Annotated in this window: 21 protein-coding genes; 9 read left to right on the top strand and 12 right to left on the bottom strand. The window is 60.7% G+C overall.

Annotation, left to right across the window (positions count from 1 at the left end; all coding sequences use genetic code 11):
- Positions 1 to 136 precede the first annotated feature (136 nt).
- The 4 genes from epsC (at position 137) to mgrA (ending at position 6,101) form a co-directional block, all read left to right on the top strand.
- Positions 137 to 1,063 (top strand): serine O-acetyltransferase EpsC, encoded by a 927-nt coding sequence (gene epsC, locus K7431_RS13350; protein WP_043204635.1) that lies wholly within the window; start codon positions 137 to 139, stop codon positions 1,061 to 1,063.
- 396 nt (positions 1,064 to 1,459) lie between these two features.
- Entirely contained in the window at positions 1,460 to 3,421 is a 1,962-nt protein-coding gene (gene betT / locus K7431_RS13345) for a choline transporter BetT (protein WP_163825780.1), read from the top strand.
- Positions 3,422 to 3,626: 205 nt separating this feature from the next.
- Positions 3,627 to 4,955 (top strand): OprD family outer membrane porin, encoded by a 1,329-nt coding sequence (locus K7431_RS13340; RefSeq protein ID WP_080567156.1) that lies wholly within the window; start codon positions 3,627 to 3,629, stop codon positions 4,953 to 4,955.
- 108 nt (positions 4,956 to 5,063) lie between these two features.
- On the top strand, positions 5,064 to 6,101 hold the full coding sequence (mgrA, locus tag K7431_RS13335) for an L-glyceraldehyde 3-phosphate reductase (RefSeq protein ID WP_012721676.1): 1,038 nt from the start codon (positions 5,064 to 5,066) through the stop codon (positions 6,099 to 6,101).
- Positions 6,102 to 6,216: 115 nt separating this feature from the next.
- On the opposite strand, the gene tauD is transcribed toward mgrA, so the two are convergent.
- From tauD to K7431_RS13300, 7 genes are all read right to left on the bottom strand, one after another.
- Positions 6,217 to 7,053 (bottom strand): taurine dioxygenase, encoded by an 837-nt coding sequence (tauD, locus tag K7431_RS13330; RefSeq protein ID WP_012721677.1) that lies wholly within the window; start codon positions 7,051 to 7,053, stop codon positions 6,217 to 6,219.
- A gap of 11 nt (positions 7,054 to 7,064) precedes the next feature.
- Positions 7,065 to 7,901: a taurine ABC transporter permease TauC gene (gene tauC / locus K7431_RS13325; RefSeq protein ID WP_012721678.1), complete on the bottom strand. Its 837-nt coding sequence runs from the start codon at positions 7,899 to 7,901 to the stop codon at positions 7,065 to 7,067.
- Positions 7,898 to 8,677, bottom strand: coding sequence for a taurine ABC transporter ATP-binding subunit (gene tauB / locus K7431_RS13320; RefSeq protein WP_012721679.1), 780 nt, complete (start codon positions 8,675 to 8,677; stop codon positions 7,898 to 7,900). Before tauB ends, tauC begins: the two co-directional genes overlap by 4 nt.
- A gap of 17 nt (positions 8,678 to 8,694) precedes the next feature.
- Complete coding sequence (tauA, locus tag K7431_RS13315) at positions 8,695 to 9,672, bottom strand: taurine ABC transporter substrate-binding protein (RefSeq protein ID WP_012721680.1); 978 nt, start codon at positions 9,670 to 9,672, stop codon at positions 8,695 to 8,697.
- 269 nt (positions 9,673 to 9,941) lie between these two features.
- Positions 9,942 to 11,525 (bottom strand): glutamate--cysteine ligase, encoded by a 1,584-nt coding sequence (gene gshA / locus K7431_RS13310; RefSeq protein ID WP_012721681.1) that lies wholly within the window; start codon positions 11,523 to 11,525, stop codon positions 9,942 to 9,944.
- 214 nt (positions 11,526 to 11,739) lie between these two features.
- Positions 11,740 to 12,123, bottom strand: a complete 384-nt coding sequence (locus K7431_RS13305) for a PaaI family thioesterase (protein WP_012721682.1) — start codon at positions 12,121 to 12,123, stop codon at positions 11,740 to 11,742.
- Positions 12,123 to 14,447: a Tex family protein gene (locus K7431_RS13300; protein WP_012721683.1), complete on the bottom strand. Its 2,325-nt coding sequence runs from the start codon at positions 14,445 to 14,447 to the stop codon at positions 12,123 to 12,125. Before K7431_RS13300 ends, K7431_RS13305 begins: the two co-directional genes overlap by 1 nt.
- A 357-nt stretch (positions 14,448 to 14,804) precedes the next feature.
- On the opposite strand from K7431_RS13300, the gene ompR reads away from it, so the two are divergent.
- Both ompR and K7431_RS13290 read left to right on the top strand, forming a co-directional pair.
- The gene (gene ompR / locus K7431_RS13295; protein ID WP_012721684.1) at positions 14,805 to 15,545 is read left to right on the top strand and encodes an osmolarity response regulator transcription factor OmpR; all 741 of its coding nucleotides are present in this window, start codon (positions 14,805 to 14,807) and stop codon (positions 15,543 to 15,545) included.
- Positions 15,546 to 15,661: 116 nt separating this feature from the next.
- Positions 15,662 to 16,975, top strand: coding sequence for an ATP-binding protein (locus K7431_RS13290; RefSeq protein WP_012721685.1), 1,314 nt, complete (start codon positions 15,662 to 15,664; stop codon positions 16,973 to 16,975).
- A 70-nt stretch (positions 16,976 to 17,045) separates the two neighbouring features.
- Here K7431_RS13290 and rimK read toward each other — a convergent pair whose 3' ends face one another.
- From rimK to rimA, 3 genes are read right to left on the bottom strand one after another with little or no spacing between them, the layout of a single operon-like run.
- Positions 17,046 to 17,951, bottom strand: a complete 906-nt coding sequence (gene rimK / locus K7431_RS13285) for a 30S ribosomal protein S6--L-glutamate ligase (protein ID WP_012721686.1) — start codon at positions 17,949 to 17,951, stop codon at positions 17,046 to 17,048.
- Positions 17,948 to 18,430, bottom strand: coding sequence for a retropepsin-like aspartic endopeptidase RimB (gene rimB / locus K7431_RS13280; RefSeq protein ID WP_012721687.1), 483 nt, complete (start codon positions 18,428 to 18,430; stop codon positions 17,948 to 17,950). The genes rimK and rimB overlap by 4 nt, the downstream gene beginning before the upstream one ends.
- Before the next feature lie 13 nt (positions 18,431 to 18,443).
- Positions 18,444 to 19,223 carry a S6 modification regulatory phosphodiesterase RimA gene (rimA, locus tag K7431_RS13275; RefSeq protein WP_012721688.1) on the bottom strand — a complete coding sequence of 260 codons (780 nt, stop codon included), beginning with the start codon at positions 19,221 to 19,223 and terminating at the stop codon, positions 18,444 to 18,446.
- Positions 19,224 to 19,339: 116 nt separating this feature from the next.
- Between rimA and K7431_RS13270 the strand changes: the two genes are divergently transcribed.
- On the top strand, positions 19,340 to 19,747 hold the full coding sequence (locus K7431_RS13270) for an RNA-binding S4 domain-containing protein (protein WP_012721689.1): 408 nt from the start codon (positions 19,340 to 19,342) through the stop codon (positions 19,745 to 19,747).
- A 114-nt stretch (positions 19,748 to 19,861) separates the two neighbouring features.
- Here the strand turns inward: K7431_RS13270 and K7431_RS13265 are convergent, their stop codons facing one another.
- Entirely contained in the window at positions 19,862 to 20,665 is an 804-nt protein-coding gene (locus tag K7431_RS13265) for a phosphatase PAP2 family protein (protein WP_012721690.1), read from the bottom strand.
- Between the two features lie 125 nt (positions 20,666 to 20,790).
- Here K7431_RS13265 and hslO point away from each other — a divergent pair, with 125 nt between their 5' ends.
- Together hslO and K7431_RS13255 are read left to right on the top strand one after the other, a co-directional pair.
- Positions 20,791 to 21,693, top strand: a complete 903-nt coding sequence (gene hslO / locus K7431_RS13260; protein WP_012721691.1) for an Hsp33 family molecular chaperone HslO — start codon at positions 20,791 to 20,793, stop codon at positions 21,691 to 21,693.
- 179 nt (positions 21,694 to 21,872) lie between these two features.
- On the top strand, positions 21,873 to 23,414 hold the full coding sequence (locus tag K7431_RS13255) for a phosphoenolpyruvate carboxykinase (protein ID WP_012721692.1): 1,542 nt from the start codon (positions 21,873 to 21,875) through the stop codon (positions 23,412 to 23,414).
- 284 nt (positions 23,415 to 23,698) lie between these two features.
- On the opposite strand, the gene K7431_RS13250 is transcribed toward K7431_RS13255, so the two are convergent.
- A partial coding sequence (locus K7431_RS13250; protein WP_224316743.1) for a DUF1493 family protein occupies positions 23,699 to 24,073 on the bottom strand: 375 nt, incomplete at its 5' end.

Genomic DNA, 24,073 nt, shown 5'->3' with positions numbered 1-24,073 from the left:
ACTATAGGCAGGCACTTTTCATCGGGCAACCGACAATCGCTTATGTCGGATGGTTCTTAGCATCGCACCATTGGTTCTTAAGGGCGGCCAGGGTGCATACCGTAAAGTGAGGGCCATTTCGTCAGGAGTGAATACCGTGAGTGAGCGTTCCAGTCATTGGCAATTACAGACCATCGTCAGCCAACTGCGCGGCGCCCGGGACCAGTGGCGAACGCGCAACGGTCGCTTGAGTGGTGAACATGGCGGCCGTGAGCTGCCATCGCGCGAAGCCGTGGCGCAGATCCTTGAAGCCTTGTGCGGTGCGTTGTTCCCGATGCGCCTGGGGCCGGTGGACCTGCGTGAAGAAAGTGAAGACTTTTACGTCGGCCATACCCTCGATGTCGCCCTCAACGCATTGCTGGCCCAGGCGCGCCTGGAACTGCGTTACGCCGCGCGCCAAGGCGGCCAGGATGACAGCGCGGTCGACGCCCTTGCCATCCGCCTGATCCAGGATTTCGCCCTGGCCTTGCCGTCCCTGCGCAGCCTGTTGGACACCGACGTGTTGGCCGCCTATCACGGCGACCCGGCCGCGCGCAGTGTGGATGAAGTGCTGCTGTGCTATCCGGGGATCCTGGCAGTGATTCACCATCGCTTGGCGCACCACCTGTATCGCGCCGGTTTGCCGCTGTTGGCGCGCATCAGTTCGGAGATTGCCCACTCGGCCACCGGTATCGATATCCACCCCGGCGCCCAGATTGGCCCGAGCTTCTTCATCGACCACGGGACGGGCGTGGTGATTGGCGAAACCGCGATCATCGGCGAGCGAGTGCGCATCTACCAAGCGGTGACGCTGGGCGCCAAGCGCTTCCCGGCGGATGAAGATGGGCAGTTGCAGAAAGGGCACCCGCGCCATCCGATCGTCGAGGATGACGTGGTGATCTACGCCGGCGCGACGATCCTGGGGCGCATCACCATCGGCAAGGGCTCGACCATCGGCGGTAATGTGTGGCTGACGCGCAGCGTGCCGGCGGGAGCGAATATTACCCAGGCGAATTTGCAGCATGAGGACGGCGCGCAGAAGTAAAGCACCTGCACAAATACCCTGTGGGAGGGGGCTTGCTCCCGATAGCGGAGTGTCAGTCAATAATGAATTGGCTGAACCACCGCCATCGGGGGCAAGCCCCCTCCCACATTTTGTGTGCATTTCACCTCCAGACCGCTGAACGATTTCCCCTTCTCGCCCGTCATACCAGTCCTTGAGCTAGTGTAGGAATCACCTACCACTCAGCCTTGCGATTAGTCCCAGACCGCCTATCCATGTTTAACTTGAATGCTCGTTCAAGTTAAACCCGGTGGTTCGCTGCCCGCTCACAACAGGAGGCTTACCTTTGCTGAGTCCGTTATTGACAGCCACATCTCACACACCAGGGGTGCATCGTTCATGAGTGCATCGTCCACCCCAGCCAGCGGCATGGTGCGCATGAATGCGCCCGTCTTCTACTTTGCCGCGACCTTCATCCTGCTGTTCGGCATCACGGTCATCGCTATCCCGCAACAGGCCGGTGCCTGGTTGCTGGCGGCGCAAAACTGGGCGGCCAATACGGTCGGCTGGTACTACATGTTGGCGATGACCCTGTATCTGGTCTTCGTGGTGGTCACCGCGCTATCGGGCTACGGCAAGATAAAACTCGGTGCCGACCACGACGAGCCCGAATTCAGTTACCTGTCCTGGGCCGGCATGCTGTTCGCCGCCGGCATCAGCATCACGCTGTTCTTTTTCTGCGTGTCCGAGCCGCTGACGCACCTGGTGCAACCGCCACAGGGCGCGCCGCTCAACGCCGACGCCGCGCGTCAGGCCATGCAGGTGCTGTTTCTGCATTGGGGCTTGCATGGCTGGGGCGTGTTCGCCTTTGTCGGCATGGCTTTGGCGTACTTCGCTTACCGGCATAACCTGCCGCTGGCATTGCGATCGGCGCTGTACCCACTGATCGGCAAGCGCATCAACGGCCCTATCGGTTATGCGGTGGATGGCTTCGGCATCATCGCCACGGTGTTCGGCCTCGGCGCCGATATGGGCTTTGGTGTGCTGCACCTCAACTCCGGGCTCGATTACCTGTTTGGCATCGCCCACACCCAGTGGATCCAGGTCGGCTTGATCACCCTGATGATGGGCGCCGCGATCCTGGTCGCCGTGGCCGGCGTCGATAAAGGCGTGCGGGTGATGTCCGACATCAACATGCTGCTGGCCTGTGCGCTGCTGCTGTTCGTGTTGTTCGCCGGGCCCACCCAGCACTTGCTCAACACCTTGATCCAGAACATCGGTGACTACTTGGGCGCCTTGCCGACCAAGAGCTTCGACGTGTACGCCTACGATAAACCGAGCGACTGGCTGGGCGGTTGGACCGTGTTCTACTGGGCCTGGTGGATCGCATGGTCGCCGTTCGTGGGCCTGTTTATCGCGCGTATTTCCCGTGGTCGTACCATCCGTGAATTCGTCTTCGGCGTACTGCTGATCCCGCTGGGCTTTACCCTGGCGTGGATGTCGATTTTCGGCAACAGCGCCATCGACCAAGTGCTCAACCACGGCATGGCCGCACTCGGCCAGTCGGCCATCGATGACCCGTCGATGAGCCTCTACCTGCTGCTGGAAACCTACCCGTGGAGCAAGACCGTCATCGCGGTCACGGTGTTTATCAGCTTCGTGTTCTTCGTCACCTCGGCGGACTCGGGCACCGTCGTGCTGTCGACGCTGTCGTCCAAGGGCGGCAACGCCGATGAAGACGGGCCGAAGTGGCTGCGGGTGTTCTGGGGGGCGATGACCGCGCTGGTCACCAGTGCCTTGTTGTTCGCCGGCAGTATCGATTCGCTCAAGTCAGCGGTGGTGCTGACCTCGTTGCCGTTCTCGATGATCCTGCTGCTGATGATGTGGGGACTGCACAAAGCCTTCCACCTGGAATCGCAGAAGCAGATCGCCCAGCTGCATTCGCTGGCGCCGATCTCGGCGGCGCGCAAGGGGCGTGGCGGCTGGCGTCAGCGCCTGAGCCAGGCTGTGCACTTCCCGTCGCGTGACGAGGTGTACCGCTTCCTTGAGGCAACGGTGCGTCCGGCCATCGAAGAAGTGACGGCGGTGTTTGTCGAGAAGGGCCTGAATGTGGTGACTCAGCCCGACCCGGCCAACGACAGCGTGAGCCTGGAAATCGGCCATGGCGAAGAGCATCCCTTCGTCTACCAGGTGCAGATGCGCGGTTACTTCACACCGTCCTTCGCCCGTGGTGGCATGGGCTCCAAAGAGCTCAACAACCGTCGCTACTACCGGGCGGAAGTGCACTTGAGCGAGGGCAGCCAGGACTACGACTTGGTGGGCTACACCAAGGAGCAGATCATCAACGACATCCTCGACCAGTACGAACGGCATCTGCAGTTCCTGCACTTGGTACGTTAGTCGCCTGTGGGAGCGGGCTTGCCCGCTCCTTAAAACCCCGCAAAGCCCCGTCCTAGAGGGCTTTCTTAAATTTAATTTCATCCGTCAAACCCTCGGTTTGACGCGCAACTGTCATCTGGCCACTGCGTAATTGTGTGAAGCGTTTGACGCTTTCATTTCAAAACAGTGACGGAGACCGGTGCCGATGAAGACGTTATTAAGCCCCATGGTGGGTGCCGCCATGGCAAGCTTTATGCTGTCCGCCCATGCCGATTTTATCGATGACAGCCACGCTGATGTGACCCTGCTCAATCGCTATCTCAACCAGCAGGGGCGTGATGTGGTGAACAGCAACGCCAAGGCCCACAGCATTCGCGATTGGGGCCAGGGCTTCGAGTTCAACTTCAAGTCCGGCTACACCGACGGGCCGGTGGGGTTTGGCCTGGATCTGCAGGCGTTCTACGGGCTGAAACTGGACTCGGGTGGCGACCTCAACGACAAGGATCACCAGGGCCGTTACCCCGGCAGCATGTTCCCGCTGGACAACGGCAAGTCCGCCGACCAGTTCGGCGTGCTGAGCCCGACGCTCAAGATGCGTTTTGCCAAGGATGAACTGCGCGTCGGTACGCTCTACGGCAACAACCCAGTACTGGCCAACACCGACGGGCGCCTGTACCAGCAGACCAACACGGGTGTGCAGCTGGTGTCCAAGGACCTCAGCGACTTCACCTTCACCGGCGGCGATATCTTCAAGACCAAGATCCGCAACGAAACCGGCGACCAGGGCATGATCACTGCCGGGGGGACCCAAGAGAGTGATCGCTTCCTGTTCGGCGGCGCGGACTACACCGGCCTACAGAACACCACGGTCAGCCTGTGGTACTCCAACCTTGAGGATTACTACCAGCAGTTCTTCCTCGGCGCCAAGCGCCATGACGCTTTGTCCGTGGGCGCCATCGACACCGACGTGCGCGTGTTCCGCAGCCTGGGCGTGGGCGGCAACGCCGATGGCGACAAAGACTTTGCGGCGGCCGGCCTCTACGGTGACGGCACCGGCAAAGGCCGCATCAACCAGACCACCGCCAGCTTGCTCGAGAGCTACAGCCTGGACGGCCACACCGTCGGCCTGGGGATCCAGAAGAACAGCGGCGACAGCGACTTCCCGTACCTGGATTCCGGCCTGAACAGCGGCGACAACCGCCAGGGCCCCGGTTCAGGTGCCGACACCCCGGCGCTGACCAACCTGCAGTTGAATAAATTCCAGCATGCCGGTGAGCGCACCTGGCTGGCGCAGTACAAATATGACTTCGGCAAACTCGGCCTCACCGGCCTGACGTTCTCCGCCGGCTACGCCCACGGCGATGACATCCGCACGGCGCAGGGCACTACGAGTGAATGGGAGCGTGACGTTGCCGTGGCTTATCAAGTACCCACTGGCACCCTCAAAGGCCTCGGTGTGACCTGGAAAAACGCCCACGCCAGCCCGGATATCACCGGCGCCACCGTGCAGGATGAAAACCGCCTCTATGTCAGCTATGTCGTTCCACTCTGGTAGGAAATTGCTGTAAAACGGACAGGCAGACTTAAGCGATTCAGCTGGTTAAAAGGCCTGGGAATATCGTTATTCCCAGGCCTTATTTGCCTACGTCCAAGAGAGGATTCGATGACTTACATTGCTGCCGAAAACCGCTATGAATCTATCCCGTATCGCCGCGTAGGCCGCAGTGGATTGGTGCTGCCGGCACTGTCCCTGGGCCTGTGGCACAACTTTGGCGACAGCACCCCGATCGACACCCAGCGCGCCCTGCTGCGCACCGCGTTCGACCTGGGGATCAACCACTTCGACCTGGCCAACAACTACGGCCCGCCCTATGGCAGCGCCGAGATCAACTTCGGCCGTTTGCTGCGCGAAGACTTCAAGCACTACCGCGATGAACTGATCATCTCCAGCAAGGCCGGTTGGGACATGTGGCCCGGTCCTTACGGCCAGGGCGGCGGTTCGCGCAAATACGTGCTGGCGAGCCTGGACCAGAGCCTGCAGCGCCTGGGCGTTGACTACGTGGATATTTTTTACTCCCACCGTTTTGACGCCGACACCCCGCTGGAAGAAACCGCCAGCGCCCTCGCCACCGCCGTGCAGCAAGGCAAGGCGTTGTACATCGGTATCTCGTCCTATTCGGGGGTAAAAACCCGCGAAATCGCCGCCCTGCTCAATGAGTGGAAAGTGCCGCTGCTGATCCACCAACCGGCTTACAACCTGCTCAACCGCTGGGTGGAAAAAGACCTGCTGGACACCACCGAAGAACTCGGTGCCGGGGTGATTGCCTTCACGCCGCTGGCCCAAGGGCTGCTGACCGACAAATACCTCAACGGCGTGCCGGCCGATGCGCGAGTGAATCGTCCGGGTGGTGGTTCGTTGCAGGCCAAGCACCTGTCCGAAGCCAACATCGCCCACGTGCGGGCGCTGAATGAAATTGCCCAGCGGCGTGGCCAGAGCCTGGCGCAACTGGCATTGGCCTGGACGTTGCGTGATCCACGGGTGACCAGTGCGTTGATTGGTGCGAGCCGGCCGGAGCAGATTATTGAAAACGTCGGGGCGTTGAAGAATTTGAGCTTCAGCGCCGAAGAACTGGCGGAGATTGATCGGTTCGCGCAGGAAGGCGGGATCAACCTGTGGGAAAAACCCTCCACTGCTGAATAACCGGTCAATGTGGGAGGGGGCTTGCTCCCGATAGCGGTAGATCAGTCAGTGATTGGTTGACTGACAAACTGCCATCGGGGGCAAGCCCCCTCCCACATTTGATTTATGCCAGGCTTTAGAAGGGGATGTCCCCCAAAATCGTGGCCCGATGCATCACCCGCCGTTGCGGCCGGTAGTCATCCACCGCGTAATGCTGCGTCACGCGGTTATCCCAAAACGCCACATCGTTTTCCTGCCAACGCCAGCGAATGGTGAACTCCGGGCGTGTCGCGTGGGCGAACAGAAGTTTCAGAATCGCTTCACTTTCGGCCGGTTCCAGTTCGTTGATTTTGGTGGTGAAGCCGTCGCTGACAAACAGTGATTTGCGGCCACTGACGGGATGCGTACGCACCACCGGGTGTGACAGCGGCGGGTTCTTCTTGCGGGTTTCTTCCCAGCGCACCAGGTCTTCGGCGGTGTTGCCAAAGCGCTCCAGCGGGAAGGATTTGGTGAAGTCATGCGTCGCGGTCAGCCCGTCGAGCAACCGTTTGAACGGTTCGGACAATGCCTCATACGCCGCGATCCCGCTGGCCCACAACGTGTCGCCACCAAACGCCGGCAGCAGCTTGGCGCTGAGCACCGCACCGAGCGCCGGGGTGGGCAGGAAGGTCACGTCGGTGTGCCACACGGCGTTGTCGCGCACGTCGGTGACGGCGGTGTCGAGGATCAGCACTTCGGGCTGTTCCGGTACGTTGGGGTAGATCGGGTGGATATGCAGGTCGCCGAAATTCGCCGCAAACCGCGCTTGCTGCTGCGGGTTGATGGCTTGGCCTCGGAAGAACAGTACCGAGTGCGTGAGCAACGCCTGTTCAATGGCGTGGCGCTGCTCGAGGTCCAGCGGCTGGGTGATGTCGACGCCACTGATCTGGGCGCCCAGTGCGGTACTTAAGGGGGTAACGGTCAGGCTGCTCATGCGGTTCTCACTCAATGTGCCTGGCCATGCCAAGGCACCAGTTTGCGTTGCAGTGCACGCAAGCCCATTTCCATGGCGAAGGCGATCAAGGCGATGACCAGGATCCCCAGCACCACCACGTCGGTGACCAGGAACTGCGCCGCTGACTGCACCATGAAGCCCAGGCCGCTGGTGGCGGCGATCAATTCTGCGGCGACCAATGTCGACCAACCCACACCCAGCCCGATGCGTACGCCGGTGAGGATATCGGGCAGGGCGCTCGGCAGGATCACATGACGAATCAACTGCGCACGGCTGGCGCCCAGCGACTGCGCGGCGCGCAGCTTGGCCGGGTCGACCGTGCGCACGCCGGTGGCCGTGGCGATGGCAATGGGCGCAAAGATCGCCAGGTAAATCAGCAGCACCTTGGACAGCTCGCCGATGCCGCACCAGATCACGATCAACGGCAGATAGGCCAGGGGTGGGATCGGTCGGTAGAACTCGATCAGTGGGTCGAGCACACCCCGGGCGATACGATTGGAACCGATGGCAATGCCCACGGGCACGGCGGTCAGCACGGCAAAACCCAGGCCCAGGCCGATACGGCTGAGGCTCGCGCCCAAATGCTGCCACAAGGTGGAATCCATGTAGCCGCTTGTCGCCAACAGCCAGCCTTTTTGCAGCACGGCGGACGGCGGTGGCAGGAATAAGGGTTCGATCAAACCGGTGGCGGTCACGGCCCACCAGAGGGCCAACAAGGTGAACAGGGTCAGCAGGCTGATCCAGCGCGTACTCAAGCTGCGACGCACCGGGATAACCGCGTGCGCCACTGGCTGGGTGGTGGTGGCGGGGAGTTCGTAGCTGCTCATGCGGACACCTGCCGTTGGGAGAACACTTTACTCAGCACGTGTTCGCGGGTTTCGATAAAGCGCGGGTCGGACTTGATCGCCCGCGCCGATTCACCGGCGGCGTAGCGCTGGCCGAAGTCCAGGCTTAGGCGTTCGACGATCTGGCCGGGGTTGGGTGCCAGCAGGATCAGGTCGGTGGCGAGAAATACCGCCTCTTCGATGTCGTGGGTGATCAGGAACACCGGCTTGGCCGTGCGCCGCCAGACTTGCAGCAACAGCTCCTGCATCTGCTCGCGGGTGAAGGCATCGAGGGCGCCGAAGGGTTCGTCCATCAGCAGTACGCGCGGGTCGGCAGCCAACGCGCGGGCCAGGCCGACACGTTGCTTCTGGCCGCCGGAAAGCTGCCAGATACGGCGGCTGTCGAAACCGGCGAGGTCAACCAGCGCGAGCATTTCCCGGGCGCGGACTTCGCGTTGCGCCTTGGGCACACCGGCCAGCTCCAGGCCGAAGCCGACATTGGCCAGTACGTCCTGCCAGGGCAGCAGGGCGTCGTCCTGGAACACCACGCCGCGCTCGGCGCTGGGGCCGTTGACCGGCACACCATCGAGGGTGATGCGCCCGGCAGACGGTTCGACAAAGCCGGCAATCAGGTTCAACAGCGAAGTCTTGCCACTGCCGGACGGGCCGAGGGCCACCAGCAATTGCTGGGGCCCCAGGTCGAGTGAAATGTCTGACAGTACCGGTTCTGTGGCGCCTTGGTACTGTGCGCTGATGCGCTCCAGTTGTAGCAAGGCCATCGCAATGAACTCCTCAATCAGTGAGTGATGAATTTGGCACTGACGTATGGGGCGTAGTCCGGCAGCACCGCGTCGACCTTGCCTTGTTCCTTCAGGAACGCAGCGGTATCGGTGACGGCTCTGGTGGTCGGTGCGCCCAGCAGGGTCACTTGGTCAGCGGCCAGCGGGTAGACGTTGCCTTGCAGCAGCAAGGGGATGTCACTGGCCTTGGCGCCGGAGAGCTTGACCAGTTTGTCGACGTTGCCTTTGTCGGCGAGCCAGGCTTGTGGGTCTTTGCGGTAAGCGGCGTAGGCGTCCAAGGTAACTTTGGCGAACGCGGTGACGATTTCCGGGTGCTTCTCGGCGAAGTCCTTGCGCACGATCCACGCATCGAAGGTCGGCGCGCCGAACTTGGCCAGTTCGCCGGAGGTGATCAGCACCTTGCCGTTCTCTTTGGCGACGCCCAGGGCGGGGTCCCACACGTAGGTCGCGTCGATATCACCACGCTTCCAGGCCGCGATGATTGCCGGTGGCGCGAGGTTGAGGATGGTCACTTTGGACGGGTCGATGTTCCAGTGCTTCAGCGCGGCGAGCAGGCTGTAGTGCCCGGTGGACACGAAGGGCACGGCGACTTTCTTGCCGATCAGGTCCTGCGGGCTGTTGATCCCTGAGCCGTTGCGCGCCACCAGGGCTTCGGCGCCGCCGATCTGGGTGGCGACGAGAAAGGTTTCCACCGGCACTTTGCGGGTGATCGCAGCCGTCAGCGGGCTGGAACCGAGGTAGCCGATCTGTACGTCGCCGGAAGCGATGGCGGCGATGATGTCGGCGCCATTGTCGAATTTGCGCCAGTCGATCTTGGCGTGGGTGGCTTTTTCATAGGCACCGTCGGCCTGGGCGACTTTGGCCGGGTCCACGGTGGTCTGGTAAGCGATGGTCACATCCGCCGCCTGGGCAAACAGGCTGGCACCGGCCAGGGACAACGCGGCCAAGAGGCGCAGAGGGGTTAGCAGTTTCAAGGGGAAGCTCCTCAATCAGGCGGCCGAGGGTCGGCGTGTGAGGAGACTAAATGATCTAAGAATTCGAAAATAAATAACATTTTCGAATTAGCTTATGAGGAGAAAAATGTTGCCCTGTAGTGAGCGGGCTTGCCCCGCGCTGGGTGGCGAAGCCGCCCTAAAATCTGGCGCCGCATGTTAACTGAAGCAATGCGGTTGCCTTATTGGGGCGGCTTCGCCACCCAGCGCGGGGCAAGCCCGCTCACTACAGTAAATTACCCCAACATTTTTTAGTTGCTGATGGCGAGGATGCTGGCTTGGTAGGAGCCGACAAACACATCGAAATCGCCCACTTCGTTCTGCTCCAGCTCCGCCTGCTGTGCCAGCGACGTGCGTGCCAGCTGTTCAAAGCGTGTCTGCTCTTCGGCCGGCAGCGGCTCCTTGCGGAAGTGCTCGGCGTGCAGCTGGCTCTGGTGCAGGGAAAACTGCGCAAAACTTTCCTTACGCTCGGCCATCGCCGCCAGCACCTGGGCCGATGGCGTCAGGGACGGGTCCTTGACCTTGGCCAACTGAGCGTCCAGCGCCTGGCTGTGCTCGGTAATGCCGTGGCTCTCATCCAGCAAGGCGGCCAGCGGTGCGATCTGCTCCAACAGCTCGGCGGCCCATTCCTTCATGTCCACCGCCTGGCCCTGGCGCTGCAGTTGCAGGCCCGGACGGCGACCTTCCTTGACCACGCTGAGGAAGTTGGAGGTGGCGTTGCCGCACTCGTTGTCGGCGAACAGCGGGCTGTCGTTCAGCGCACAGTACAGCAGGAAGGCGTCGAGGAAACGCGATTCCGGCAGGTCAATGCCCATTGGCAGGAACGGGTTGATGTCCAGGCAGCGCACTTCGATGTACTGGATGCCACGCGCCACCAACGCCTGGATCGGCCGCTCGCCGGTGTAGGTCACGCGCTTGGGACGGATGTTGGAGTAGTACTCGTTTTCGATCTGCAGGATGTTGGTGTTGAGCTGCACCCACTCACCATCCTTGTGGGTGCCGACCTCGACGTACGGCGCATAGGGCGTTGCCACCGCTTCGCGCAGGCTGTCGGTATAGCTGGCCAGGTCGTTGTAGCACGGCGTAAGGCCGGCCTGGGCGTTGCTCTGGTAACCCAGGTCGCTCATGCGCAGGCTGGTGGCGTACGGCAGGTACAGGGTGTCGGCGTCCAAGACTTCCAACTGGTGCGAACGACCGCGCAGGAAACCGGCGTCCAGGGCTGGCGAGGCACCGAACAGGTACATCAGCAGCCAGCTATAGCGACGGAAATTACGGATCAGCGCGATGTAGGCGGTGGACTGGTAGTCGCGGTCGGTGCCGACGAACCCTTCAGTCTCCTTGAGCAACGGCCACAACGCTTCCGGCAGGGAAAAGTTGTAGTGGATGCCGGCGATGCATTGCATGGTCTTGCCGTAACGCAGGGCCAGGCCCTTGCGATACACGTACTTGAGCTGGCCGATATTGGAGGTGCCGTAGTAGGCAATCGGAATATCTTCCTCGGCCGGCAACGGGCACGGCATCGAGGGGCTCCACAGGTATTCGCTGCCGAGCTTGGTGTAGGCAAAGCGGTGGATCTTGTCCAGGCTGCTCAGGGTATCGGCCGGGTTGGGCAGCGCGGGAGTGATGAACTCCAGCAGCGATTCCGAGTAGTCGGTGGTGATCAGTTCGTTGGTCAACGCGGCGCCCAAGGCTTCGGGGTGCGGCGTTTGTGCCAGGCGACCCTCACCCGTGACGCGCAGGCATTCGCGCTCGATGCCGTGCAAGCACTGCTCTAGCAGGGAGAGGTGTTCGCGCTTGCCGAGCAAAGCCAGGCGGCGGTTGAGAAGTTCGCTCAAGTTGGATTCCTTCACGCGTCAGTCGCCCCAATATGGGGGTGGGCAGGACGGTCTACAAGGGTGAAGTTAAAACTGGCGTTATCGCCTGGTTTAGAGTCGATTTGACCCGCTGTGAAAATGCCTACTTCACTCCATGAATTTGGCTACAGCGCGGCAAGAAAATTCCGACGCTGTTGTCGCAGCGCCGAAATTAACTCAAATCGAGGGTGAGGAGCTATAGGACAGCGAAGGTGCCCTGCGCTTTTGCGACAAGTCTTTCGTCCTGGTACACATCCGCCTCGACCACCAGCGTGCGGCGGCCGGCATGAATCACCCGGCTGGTGCACAGCACGTCGCCGTCTTCCACGGCGCGGATGTAATTGATCTTGCACTCGATGGTCGCGCTCTGCTGGTCGAAACCATGTGAGCTGGAACAGGCCAGCCCCATCGTAATGTCCACCAGGCTGAAAATCGCCCCACCATGGAGTTTGCCCGCGCGGTTGCGCAAGTGCGGCTCCAGGGTCAGGGCCACCTCGGCAACGCCTTCTTCAAGGCGCTGCAGGCGGCAGCCGATCAGCTCGCTGAATGCGCTCTGGGTCAACCCGGCCGGGATCTCCATCAGCGTTTCTTCAACTGTTTGGCGTTGGCGAACAGCGAGGCCATGGCGTTGTTGCTTGGGGCTGCCGTGGCGGCTTCCTTGCGCGGTGCATTGTTTTGCGACTGGCGCGGCGCCGAGCCTGGGCGTGCGCCACGGGCACCGTCAATTTTTTCGCCGGGGGTGTCACTCATGCGCATCGACAGGCCGACGCGTTTGCGTGGGATGTCGACTTCCATGACCTTGACCTTGACCACATCACCGGCTTTTACCGCTTCGCGTGGATCCTTGATGAATTTCTCCGAAAGCGCGGAGATGTGCACCAAACCGTCCTGATGCACGCCGATGTCCACAAAGGCGCCGAAGTTGGTCACGTTGGTGACCACACCTTCCAGGATCATGCCCAGCTGCAGGTCCTTGAGGTCTTCGACGCCGTCCTGGAACTCGGCAGTCTTGAACTCGGGACGTGGGTCGCGGCCAGGTTTTTCCAGCTCTTGCAGGATGTCGGTGATGGTCGGTACGCCGAAGGTTTCGTCGGTGTACTTCTTTGGGTCCAGGCGCTTGAGGAACGCGGCGTCACCGATCAGCGAACGGATGTCACGGTCGGTCTCGGCGGCGATGCGTTGCACCAGCGGGTAGGCTTCCGGGTGAACCGCCGAAGCGTCCAGCGGGTTGTCACCGTTCATTACGCGGAGGAAGCCGGCGGATTGTTCGAAGGTTTTTTCACCCAGGCGTGCGACTTTTTTCAGTGCCGCACGGGTTTTGAAGGCGCCGTTTTCGTCACGGTGAGTGACGATGTTCTGCGCCAGCGTGGCGTTAAGGCCGGAAATACGCGCCAGCAGTGCCACGGAGGCCGTGTTCACGTCCACGCCCACGGCGTTTACGCAGTCTTCCACGACCGCATCCAGGCCGCGCGCCAGTTTCAGCTGCGACACGTCGTGCTGGTACTGGCCGACGCCGATGGATTTAGGGTCGATCTTCACCAGTTCGGCCAGGGGATCCTGCAGGCGACGGGCGATGGACACCGCGCCACGGATCGACACGTCGAGGTCCGGGAACTCCTTGGACGCCAGTTCCGACGCCGAGTACACCGAAGCACCGGCTTCGGAGACCATGACCTTGGTCATCTTCATGGCTGGGTATTTTTTGATCAGTTCGGCGGCCAGCTTGTCGGTTTCACGGCTGGCGGTGCCGTTGCCGATGGCGATCAGGTCCACCGCGTGCTTGGCGCACAGGGCGGCAAGTATCGCCAGGGTCTGGTCCCATTTATTGTGCGGCACATGCGGATACACAGTGGCGTGGTCCAGCAGCTTGCCGGTGGCGTCGACCACGGCGACCTTGCAGCCGGTACGCAGGCCTGGGTCGAGGCCCAGGGTGGCGCGCGGGCCGGCTGGGGCCGACAGCAGCAGGTCATGCAGGTTGTGGGCGAAGACGTTGATCGCCTCGGTTTCGGCGCCGTCGCGCAGCTCGCCGAGCAGGTCGGTTTCCAGGTGGGTGTAGAGCTTGACCTTCCAGGTCCAGCGCACCACTTCACCGAGCCATTTGTCCGCAGGACGGTTCTGATTCTGGATGCCGAATTGTTGACCGATCATGCCTTCGCACGGGTGCATGGTGCCCGGCAGCTCGTCGCCGACCTTCAGCGCGGAACTGAGAATGCCTTCGTTGCGGCCACGGAAAATGGCGAGCGCACGGTGGGACGGCATGCTCTTGAGCGGTTCGTCGTGCTCGAAGTAATCGCGGAACTTGGCGCCTTCTTCCTCTTTGCCGGCGATGACGCGGGCGCTGAGAATGGCTTCCTGCTTGAGGTAAGTACGCAGTTTCTCCAGCAGGCTGGCGTCTTCGGCGAAGCGCTCCATGAGGATGTACTTGGCGCCTTCCAGGGCGGCCTTGACGTCGGCGACGCCTTTTTCGGCGTCGATGAAACGGGCCGCTTCGGTGTCCGGGGTCAGCGACGGGTCGTTGAACAGGCCGTCAGCCAGCTCGCCCAGGCCGGCTTCCAGGGCGATCTGGCCCTTCGTGCGACGCTTCTGTTTGTACGGCAGGTAGAGGTCTTCGAGACGGGTCTTGGTGTCGGCGAGCTTGATGTCGCGCTCAAGCTGCGGGGTCAACTTGCCCTGTTCCTCGATGCTGGCGAGAATGCTGATACGCCGTTCGTCGAGTTCTCGCAGGTAGCGCAGGCGCTCTTCCAGGTGCCGCAATTGGATGTCGTCGAGGCTGCCGGTCACTTCTTTACGGTAACGGGCGATGAAAGGCACCGTGGAGCCTTCATCCAGTAGAGCGACGGCCGCTTCGACCTGTTGTGGGCGTACACCGAGTTCCTCGGCGATGCGGCTGTTGATGCTGTCCATAAAACCACCTGAAATTCTTAAAAGCAGCTCGCAGGCCCGGAGAACAAGGCCTTGGGAGGCTGGTTGAGCGGCCCGACTGGCGCCGCTGCCTGGGTCAAGAGGCAGCCTATTGACCCTCGAAATCGAAAAAATCACGACAAGCGGGTGAAAAAAGCCTCGGCATCAAACGGTAACGATCTGACGTTGCCCTGCACGACGGCGCCGCATTATAACCAGCGTTCTGCCCTTGGGGGGGATTGCGCCAACGGTTGTAGGGCGCGGGTTCGCTGGCAGTAGAGGAAAAATCTGCTAACAATGCACACGGTGCGTATAACGGCAGCTAGGCCATAATGCGCGCCGAGATAAGAGGAGCATCCAATGAGCAGCACTGCACAAACTGCTGAAGGCGAAAAAATTCTCATCGTTGACGACGATCCAGGGCTGAGCAGCCTGCTGGAGCGTTTCTTCAACTCCAAGGGCTACCGCGCCCGCGCGGTGCCGAACACCGAGCAGATGGACCGTCTGCTGGGGCGTGAGGTATTCAACCTGGTCGTACTCGACCTCATGCTGCCCGGCGAAGACGGCCTGACCGCCTGCAAACGCCTGCGCGGCGCGAACAACCAGATTCCCATCATCATGCTCACCGCCAAGGGTGATGAGCTGAGCCGCATCAAGGGCCTCGAACTGGGCGCCGATGATTACCTGGCCAAGCCGTTCAACCCTGATGAGCTGATGGCCCGGGTCAAAGCCGTACTGCGTCGCCAAGCCCTGCCTGTGCCGGGCGCACCGGGCAGCGAAGACGAAAGCGTGACCTTTGGCGACTACGAACTATCGCTGGCCACGCGTGAGCTCAAGCGTGGCGATGAAGTACATATGCTGACCACCGGCGAATTCGCCGTGCTCAAGGCTCTGGTGATGAACGCTCGCCAGCCCCTGACACGCGATAAGCTGATGAATCTGGCCCGTGGCCGGGAATGGGACGCCCTGGAGCGCTCTATCGACGTGCAGATCTCCCGTCTACGCAGGATGATCGAGCCGGATCCGTCCAAGCCACGGTACATCCAGACGGTGTGGGGCGTGGGTTATGTGTTTGTGCCGGATGGCAATAAAACCAGTTGACCGATGATTTGCGGGGCGGGCCTCTCGGTGTTTGACTCCACCAGAGTCGACGGGATGCCCGGCGTCTGCAATTCTGCGAGCGCCGCTCGTTCCTGCAAGGTATCTAGCTGTCTTCTATGAAAACCCCGCTGTGGTTCCCGCAAAGTTTCTTCTCTCGCACCCTTTGGCTGGTGCTGATCGTCGTTCTGTTTTCCAAGGCACTCACGCTGGTTTATCTGTTGATGAACGAAGACGTGCTGGTGGACCGGCAGTACGCCCACGGTGTTGCCTTGACCTTGCGTGCCTACTGGGCCGTAGATCCTGAGAACCGCGAAAAGGTGGCAAAGGCGTCGACGCTGATTCGGGTCGAAGGGGCCGGTGTGCCCGAAGGCGAGCAGCACTGGCCGTACAGCGAGATCTACCAGCGCCAGATGCGCGACGAACTGGGAGAGGACACTGAAGTGCGCCTTCGCATGCATGTTTCTCCCGCACTGTGGGTAAGAGCGCCGAGCCTTGGCGATGCCTGGATCAAGGTGCCGCTTTACCCGCACCCGTTGCGCGGACAAAAAATCTGGAATGTATTGGGATGGTTCCTCGCCATCGGATTGCTTTCAACGGCGTCCGCGTGGATTTTCGTCCGTCAGCTCAACCAGCCACTTAAACGCCTGGTGTTTGCCGCCCGTCAGCTGGGGCAGGGGCGCAGTGTGCGCCTGCCGGTCAGCGATACCCCCAGTGAGATGACCGAGGTGTACGGCGCGTTCAACCAGATGGCGGAGGACGTCGAGCAGGCGGGTCGCGAACGCGAGCTGATGCTGGCGGGGGTTTCCCATGACTTGCGCACACCGTTGACGCGACTGCGCTTGTCGCTGGAGTTGATGGGCAACCATACCGACCTTACCGACGACATGGTCCGCGACATTGAGGACATGGACGCTATTCTCGACCAGTTCCTGGCGTTTATCCGCGATGGCCGTGATGAGGTGGTAGAAGAGGTCGACCTGACGGACTTGGTGCGTGAGGTCGTCGCGCCCTACAACCAGAACGGTGAGCAGGTACGCATGCGCCTGGAGCCGATCCAACCGTTTGCGTTGCGTCGGGTATCGATGAAGCGCCTGTTGAACAACTTGATTGGCAACGCCTTGCACCACGCAGGCTCCGATGTGGAAGTGGCGGCCTATGTGTCTGGCGACAGTGCCGCGCCCTATGTGGTGTTGAGCGTGATGGACCGGGGGGCAGGTATCGACCCGGACGAATTGGAGGGCATTTTCAACCCGTTCACCCGTGGCGACCGTGCTCGTGGGGGCAAAGGGACTGGCCTGGGGTTGGCGATTGTGCGGCGGATTGCCTCGATGCATGGCGGCAATGTTGAGTTACGCAACCGCGAAGAAGGTGGCCTGGAAGCGCGTGTGCGCTTGCCGCTTGGTTTGATGCTGCCTAGAGACGCAGTCTAAGCAACAACGCACAGCCAATATGGGAGCAGGCTCCCATATTGGTTTGTGGCGTTTCAAAAGCAGGGTTTAATCAGCCCTTGCCTTTGGTCCGAGTCATATTCGGCCCGCCATTCTTCTCCAGATGCTCAATGATGATCCCTGCCACATTTTTCCCCGTGGTGGTCTCGATCCCTTCCAGCCCTGGCGATGAATTCACCTCCATCACCAGGGGGCCGTGGTTGGAGCGCAGGATATCCACACCCGCCACGCTCAACCCCATCACCTTGGCCGCTCGCAGTGCGGTCATGCGCTCTTCGGGGGTTATCTTGATCAGGCTGGCGCTGCCGCCACGGTGCAGGTTGGAGCGGAATTCCCCCGGCTTGGCCTGGCGCTTCATTGCCGCAATCACCTTGTCGCCCACCACGAAACAGCGGATATCGGCCCCGCCGGCTTCCTTGATGTATTCCTGCACCATGATGTTCTGCTTGAGGCCCATGAATGCCTCGATCACGGACTCCGCCGCTGTCGCGGTTTCACACAGCACCACACCGATGCCCTGGGTGCCTTCCAGCACCTTGATCACCAGTGGCGCGCCATTGACCATGTCGATCAGGTCGGGGATGTCGTCGGGAGAGTGGGCAAAGCCGGTCACCGGCAGGCCGATTCCCCGGCGCGACAGCAACTGCAGCGAACGCAACTTGTCCCGTGATCGGGCAATGGCTACGGATTCATTGAGGGGAAACACCCCCATCATTTCAAACTGGCGCAACACCGCGCAGCCATAAAACGTCACCGATGCACCGATCCGGGGGATGACGGCATCAAACCCTTCCAGCGGCTTGCCCCGGTAGTGGATCTGCGGCTTGTGGCTGGCAATGTTCATGTAGGCACGCAACGTATCGATCACCACCATTTCGTGGCCACGTTCGACGCCGGCCTCAACCAGGCGGCGGGTGGAATACAGACGCGGGTTTCGCGACAGCACAGCAATCTTCATGCAGCACCTGGGGCAGAAATAGTGGAGACCGGGAACACCGGCTTGTCTTGAACGTACTTGATGCCGGGATTGACCACCAACTGGCCGTCAATCAAGGCCTTGGAGCCCAGCAACAGGCGGTAGCGCATGGCTTTGCGGCAGGCCAGGGTAAATTCCACCCGCCAGACCCGATCACCCAGCGCCAGCGTAGTGCTGATGACATAGCGCACCTGCGCATGACCGTTGGAGCTCTTGATGGTTTTCATCGTCACCAGGGGCGCTTCGCAGCGACGGTGACGCAGTTGCACCACGCTGCCCAGGTGCGCGGTAAAGCGCACCCAGTTTTCACCATCGCGCTCAAACGGCTCGATATCGGTGGCGTGCAGGCTGGAGGTGCTGGCACCGGTGTCGATCTTCGCACGCAGGCCTGCCACTCCCAGGTCGGGAAGTGCCACCCACTCACGCAGACCCACAACGGTCAAATGGTCAAATGTCTTCAATATGGGTAACCGGTCAATTCGCCCAGGCCTGGGGTGAAACCTCGGCCAGGGCGTTGAATGCAGGCTTGGCGAACCAATAACCCTGCATCAGAAAAATTCCGCAGTCGGACAGGAAGTCGCGCTCGCCGGCACTTTCGATGCCTTCGGCGATGACAGTAACCCCCAACTGCTCACAGATTGTGACAATCCCCTGGACGATGACCTGACGGACACGATCCTGGTCAACATCGCGGATAAGCGCCATGTCGAGTTTGATCAGGTCAGGTTGGAAATCGGCCAGCAGGTTCAGCCCCGAATAGCCCGCGCCGAAATCGTCGATGGCGGTCTTGAAGCCGAATTCGCGGTATTCACGCAGAATATTGGTCAAATGGCGATAGTTATCTACATGCTCGCTTTCCAGTGTCTCGAAAATCAGTTGGTTCAGTGGAAAATTGTGTGCGCGAGCCGCTTCCAGGGTGCTACGGATACACAATTCCGGACGGTACACGGCATTGGGCATGAAGTTGATCGAAAGGTGGGTTTGCATCCCCAGGGCCGCCGCCCCGGCTATCGCCTGGGTTCGGCAACGTTGGTCGAAGCGGTAGCGGTTGCTTTCGTTGACCTGGTCCAGCACCGACAGCGCCCCTTCGCCGTGGGTGCCGCGCACCAAGGCTTCGTGGGCGAAGATCGAATGGTCCCGAAGGTCTACGATAGGCTGGTAGGCGAACGCAAAATCGAACCCCAAGGGCTCGCTTTGCTGGCAACCCACGCAGCGCTGGTTGGGCGAGGTGAGTGAAAGGGGGAAGTCGGTCACAGCGTATCCTCGCGAAAACAGGGTGCTACCTGGCGTATCTTAGGTGAGCCTTGGGGTTTATGCGTCGAAGGGTTTCAACGGTAAGGTTGCGACATTTTTCAGAGCGAGGAATTCAAGTGGCTCAAAAGCAGGAAGAGGAAGAAAAGGTCCGTCTGGACAAGTGGCTGTGGGCAGCGCGATTCTATAAAACCCGTGCCTTGGCGAAGGCCGCTATCGAGAGTGGCAAGGTGCATCATCGGGGTGAGCGCTGCAAGCCGGGCAAGGAGCCGCGCGTCGGAGATGAGTTCCAGATTCGTACTGGATTTGATGAAAAGACGGTCGTCGTCCAGGCGCTTTCCATCGTGCGCCGTGGTGCGCCCGAAGCGCAGGCGCTCTACACCGAGACCGAAGCCAGTATCGCCAAGCGCGAAAACGCGGCGGCCATGCGCAAGGCGGGCGCCACAGGCATGACCACCGATGGCAAGCCGAGCAAGAAACAACGTCGCGATCTCTTCAAGTTTCGCGGCAGTGGCAACGATGACTAGCCTCAATCGAACGGGCTTTTGTAGTGAGCGGGCTTGCCCCGCGCTGGAGTACGCAGCGCTCCCTTTTTTGGGGCCGCTCCGCAGCCCAGCGCGAGCAAGCTCGCTCACCACAAATTATTGCGCAGTTCTAACGACGCTCATTCGCCTCACTACTGGTAGACGAGCAGCCAGCCCAAACAGCGGCGCCGATACCCGCGACAACCCACTCGATACCTTTGCCGCAAACGGCGTGTAATACCCCCAGCCTAACGCCAACAGCGCCAGCAACACCCCGCCGATGTAATCGTCCTGCCCCCAATGCGCCCCCGCTACCAGCCGAGGCATCATGAATAGCAGTGCCAGCCCCCAGATCACCAGAAGTTGCCCGAAGCGCCTGGCGAATACCGTCATGAACATCGCCCAGATCAACAACACCGAAGCATGATCTCCCGGGAAGCTCTGGCTCGAACGGTCCTTCAATTCCCAGGTCTTCTCCAGCCCAGGGAAATAGTCACTCATCTGCACCGCTCCGCTGATCACCATCGACGGGCTGCTGTGTTGCCAGCCCATTTGCGCGGCGAGTTTGGAAAACAGCATGCGGATAAACAACAACAGCAGCAGAACACCGACAAAACCTAACACTGCCTGGCGCACCTGCACGGCCTTGAACACCCAGTCACCGCGAATCAGCAGCGCCAGCAGAATCACCCCGACCACCGCATCAAAAGGCCGCAAACTGGCCACAGCCCATATGTGCAGCCACGTGGAGTGGGTTGCCAGCGGGTCATTAAGCAGATGAAACAGCCACTCGTCGAAAATCACACACAGCATCTGCCCCGTGGGCCACAGCCAAAAACACAGCAGTCCGATAGCGAGTAGATTGCAAAGAGCCCATCGCCGGAGGTTCCACTTGGCTTGGAACAAACCCGGATTGTTCATAAACTGTCCCTCTTCGCTCTATGAAGCTCTCTGTTTCCAGGAGAAAGCCGCACCAAGATGGTGCTAAAGCGTTTAATTTTATAAACCTTGTAATCATTTTGTCATCAATTCAGATACCCAGACCTATGACTGATCTACCGGATACCGACTTCACCCAACGCTTCATCTTCGACGAGAACGACGCCCGCGGCGAACTGGTCTCGCTGGAGCGCAGCTATGCCGAAGTCCTCGCCAAGCACCCCTATCCGGAGCCGGTCGCGCAACTGCTCGGCGAGCTGATGGCGGCCGCTTCGCTGCTGGTAGGCACCATGAAATTCGACGGTCTGCTGATTCTGCAGGCACGCTCCGAAGGCCCGGTTCCGATGCTGATGATCGAATGTTCCAGCGAGCGGGAAATCCGCGGCCTGGCCCGTTACGAAGCGGACCAGATTGCCCCGGATGCGACCTTGTCCGACTTGATGGCCAACGGCGTGCTGGCGATCACCGTGGACCCGACCGAAGGCCAGCGCTACCAGGGCATTGTCGATCTGGACGGCGAAACCCTGTCGGACTGCTTCACCAACTATTTCGTGATGTCCCAGCAAGTCGGCACCAAGTTCTGGCTCAATGCCGATGGCAAGCGGGCCCGTGGCCTGTTGTTGCAGCAATTGCCGGCTGACCGCATCAAGGACGACGATGAGCGCACCGACAGCTGGCGCAAGCTGACCGCCCTGGCCGGCACCCTGACGGCTGAAGAGCTGTTGGGCCTGGACAACGAAACCATCCTGCACCGCCTGTACCACGAAGAGGCCGTGCGCCTGTTCGAAGAGCAGTCCCTGCGCTTCAACTGCAGTTGCTCGCGCGAGCGTTCGGCCAATGCGTTGGTCAGCCTGGGCCTTGAAGATGCGCAAAATCTGGTGGTTGAGCACGGTGGAAATATCGAGATTGACTGCCAGTTCTGCAACGAGCGTTACCTGTTCGATGCCGCCGATGTTGCCCAATTATTCGCGGGCGCAGGCATCGACAGCCCTTCCGATACCCGCCACTAAAACGTTTAAGCACAGGTAAATCACCTGACAAATGCCGGATTAGCGCTGTTCTGACGGGAGGGCCCTACTCTTTTTGGGCTTTTCTGGCATAATCCGGCCCACTTTTTTCGCGGTAGTAGTGCGCAACTTTCTACTACAAAACGTTTGGAGCACTCGGCCATAGGCCGACGGGGAACCTCATGACGCAAGCCAATAACGCCGTATACACCGATCTGAGTGTTGACGATCTGGTCAAAGAAGCCCTGCAGCGCGGTGAAGGCGTGCTTGCCGATACTGGCGCGCTGGTTGTCGAAACCGGTCACCGTACCGGCCGTTCGCCAGTCGATCGTTTCATCGTTGAAGAGCCTTCCACCCAGGACGCTATCGCCTGGGGCCCGATCAACCGCAAGTTCCCGGCCGACAAGTTCGATGCCCTGTGGGCTCGTGTCGAAGCGTTCAACAACGCGCAAGAGCACTTCGTTTCCCACGTGCATGTAGGGTCCGCCGAAGACCACTACCTGGCTGTGAAGATGACCACCCAGACTGCCTGGCAGAACCTGTTCGGTCGTTGCCTGTTCATCAACCCGGCGAAATACAACCCGGCCGGTCGTGATGAGTGGCAAGTGCTCAACGTCGCCAACTTCGAATGCGTGCCAGAGCGTGACGGCACCAACTCCGATGGTTGCGTGATCCTCAACTTCGCGCAGAAAAAAGTCCTGATCGCCGGCATGCGTTACGCCGGTGAAATGAAAAAAGCCATGTTCTCGGTGCAGAACTTCCTGCTGCCGGCTTCCGACGTACTGCCGATGCACTGCGCCGCCAACATCGGCGAAGCAGGCGACGTGACCCTGTTCTTCGGTCTGTCCGGCACCGGCAAAACCACCCTGTCCGCCGACGAAAGCCGTTACCTGATCGGTGACGACGAACACGGCTGGGGCGAGGGCGTAGTGTTCAACATCGAAGGCGGTTGCTATGCCAAGTGCATCGACTTGTCCGAGAAGAACGAGCCGGTCATCTGGAAAGCCATCAAGCACGGCGCTGTGTTGGAAAACGTCGTCATCGACGACGCCAAGCACGCCGACTACACCAACGTCAGCCTCACTCAGAACAGCCGCGCGGCGTACCCGCTGGAGCACGTCGCCAAGCGTTCCGAGAAGAACCTGGGCGGCGAGCCAAACGCGGTGATCTTCCTGACCTGCGACCTGACCGGCGTACTGCCGCCCGTGTCGATCCTCAGCGAAGAACAAGCGGCCTACCACTTCTTGTCCGGCTACACCGCACTGGTGGGCTCGACCGAAATGGGTTCCGGCGGCGGCATCAAGTCGACCTTCTCCACCTGCTTCGGCGCACCGTTCTTCCCGCGTCCGGCTGGCGAATACGCTGAGCTGCTGATCAAGCGCATCCGCGGTTTCGGCTCCAAGGTCTACCTGGTCAACACCGGCTGGACCGGCGGCGGCTACGGCGTCGGCAAACGCTTCAACATTCCGACCACTCGCGGTGTGATCGCAGCGATCCAGAGCGGCGCGTTGATCGGTGCTGAAACCGAACACCTCGACACCATCAACCTCGACGTGCCACTGGCAGTGCCGGGCGTTGAGACTGGCCTGTTGAACCCACGTAACACCTGGGCTGACAAGGCCGCTTACGACGAAGCGGCGAAGGCGCTGGCCGGTCTGTTCATCGAGAACTTCAAGAAGTTTGAAGTGAGCGATGCGATCAAGGCTGCGGGTCCTAAGTTGTAAGAGTCCATCGTTGTGAAAAAGCCGCCTCTTGTGGGCGGCTTTTTTGTGGGTGCAATGTTAGCCGGCGATGTGCAAAACCACAGCGCCGACCAGCAGGCCCCCAGCAGGCCCATTGTTACGTCCATATGTTTGCAACACAGCTCGCCAACTTAGCGGAGATCCAATGTGGGGGGCTTGCTCCCGATGGCGGTGTATCAGCCGCACATCTGCTGACTGACACTCTGCTATCGGGGGCAAGTCCCCTCCCACATTTGAGTTCCGGTGTGCCTGGAATTCGTGTTTCCTCAGCTCAGGTTTTCCAGCGTCTGCGTATCCCAGCTATGGGTCTTGATGGCCAGGTAGAGCATGCCGATGGTCAGCGGCACTTTTTCGCCGCGCCCCTTGGCCCTGCGTTTGAGGAACACATCAAACACCGGCGGGTTGAAGTAACGATAAGTGTCGTAGTCACCCAGGTCGAGGGCAAATTCCTGCTCCAGCGCTTCCATCAGTTGCTTGGCCTCGCCGCCATCGCAACCGAGGTCGAAATTGAGTGAAGTTTGCAGGCGGATCGTCTTGTGTTTCGGCAGGCCGATTTCTTCGTGCAGCAGTTGCAGGAGTTGCTGCATGACGGGGTCTTCGGGGAAGTTGGGGGCGAGGTTCATGGTGGGGGCACGCAGGAG

This window comes from Pseudomonas fluorescens group sp., from assembly GCF_020093335.1.
Taxonomy (GTDB): domain Bacteria; phylum Pseudomonadota; class Gammaproteobacteria; order Pseudomonadales; family Pseudomonadaceae; genus Aquipseudomonas; species Aquipseudomonas petroselini.
The sequence above is the reverse complement of the archived record's forward strand: the minus strand, read 5'-3'. Positions and strand labels throughout refer to the sequence as shown.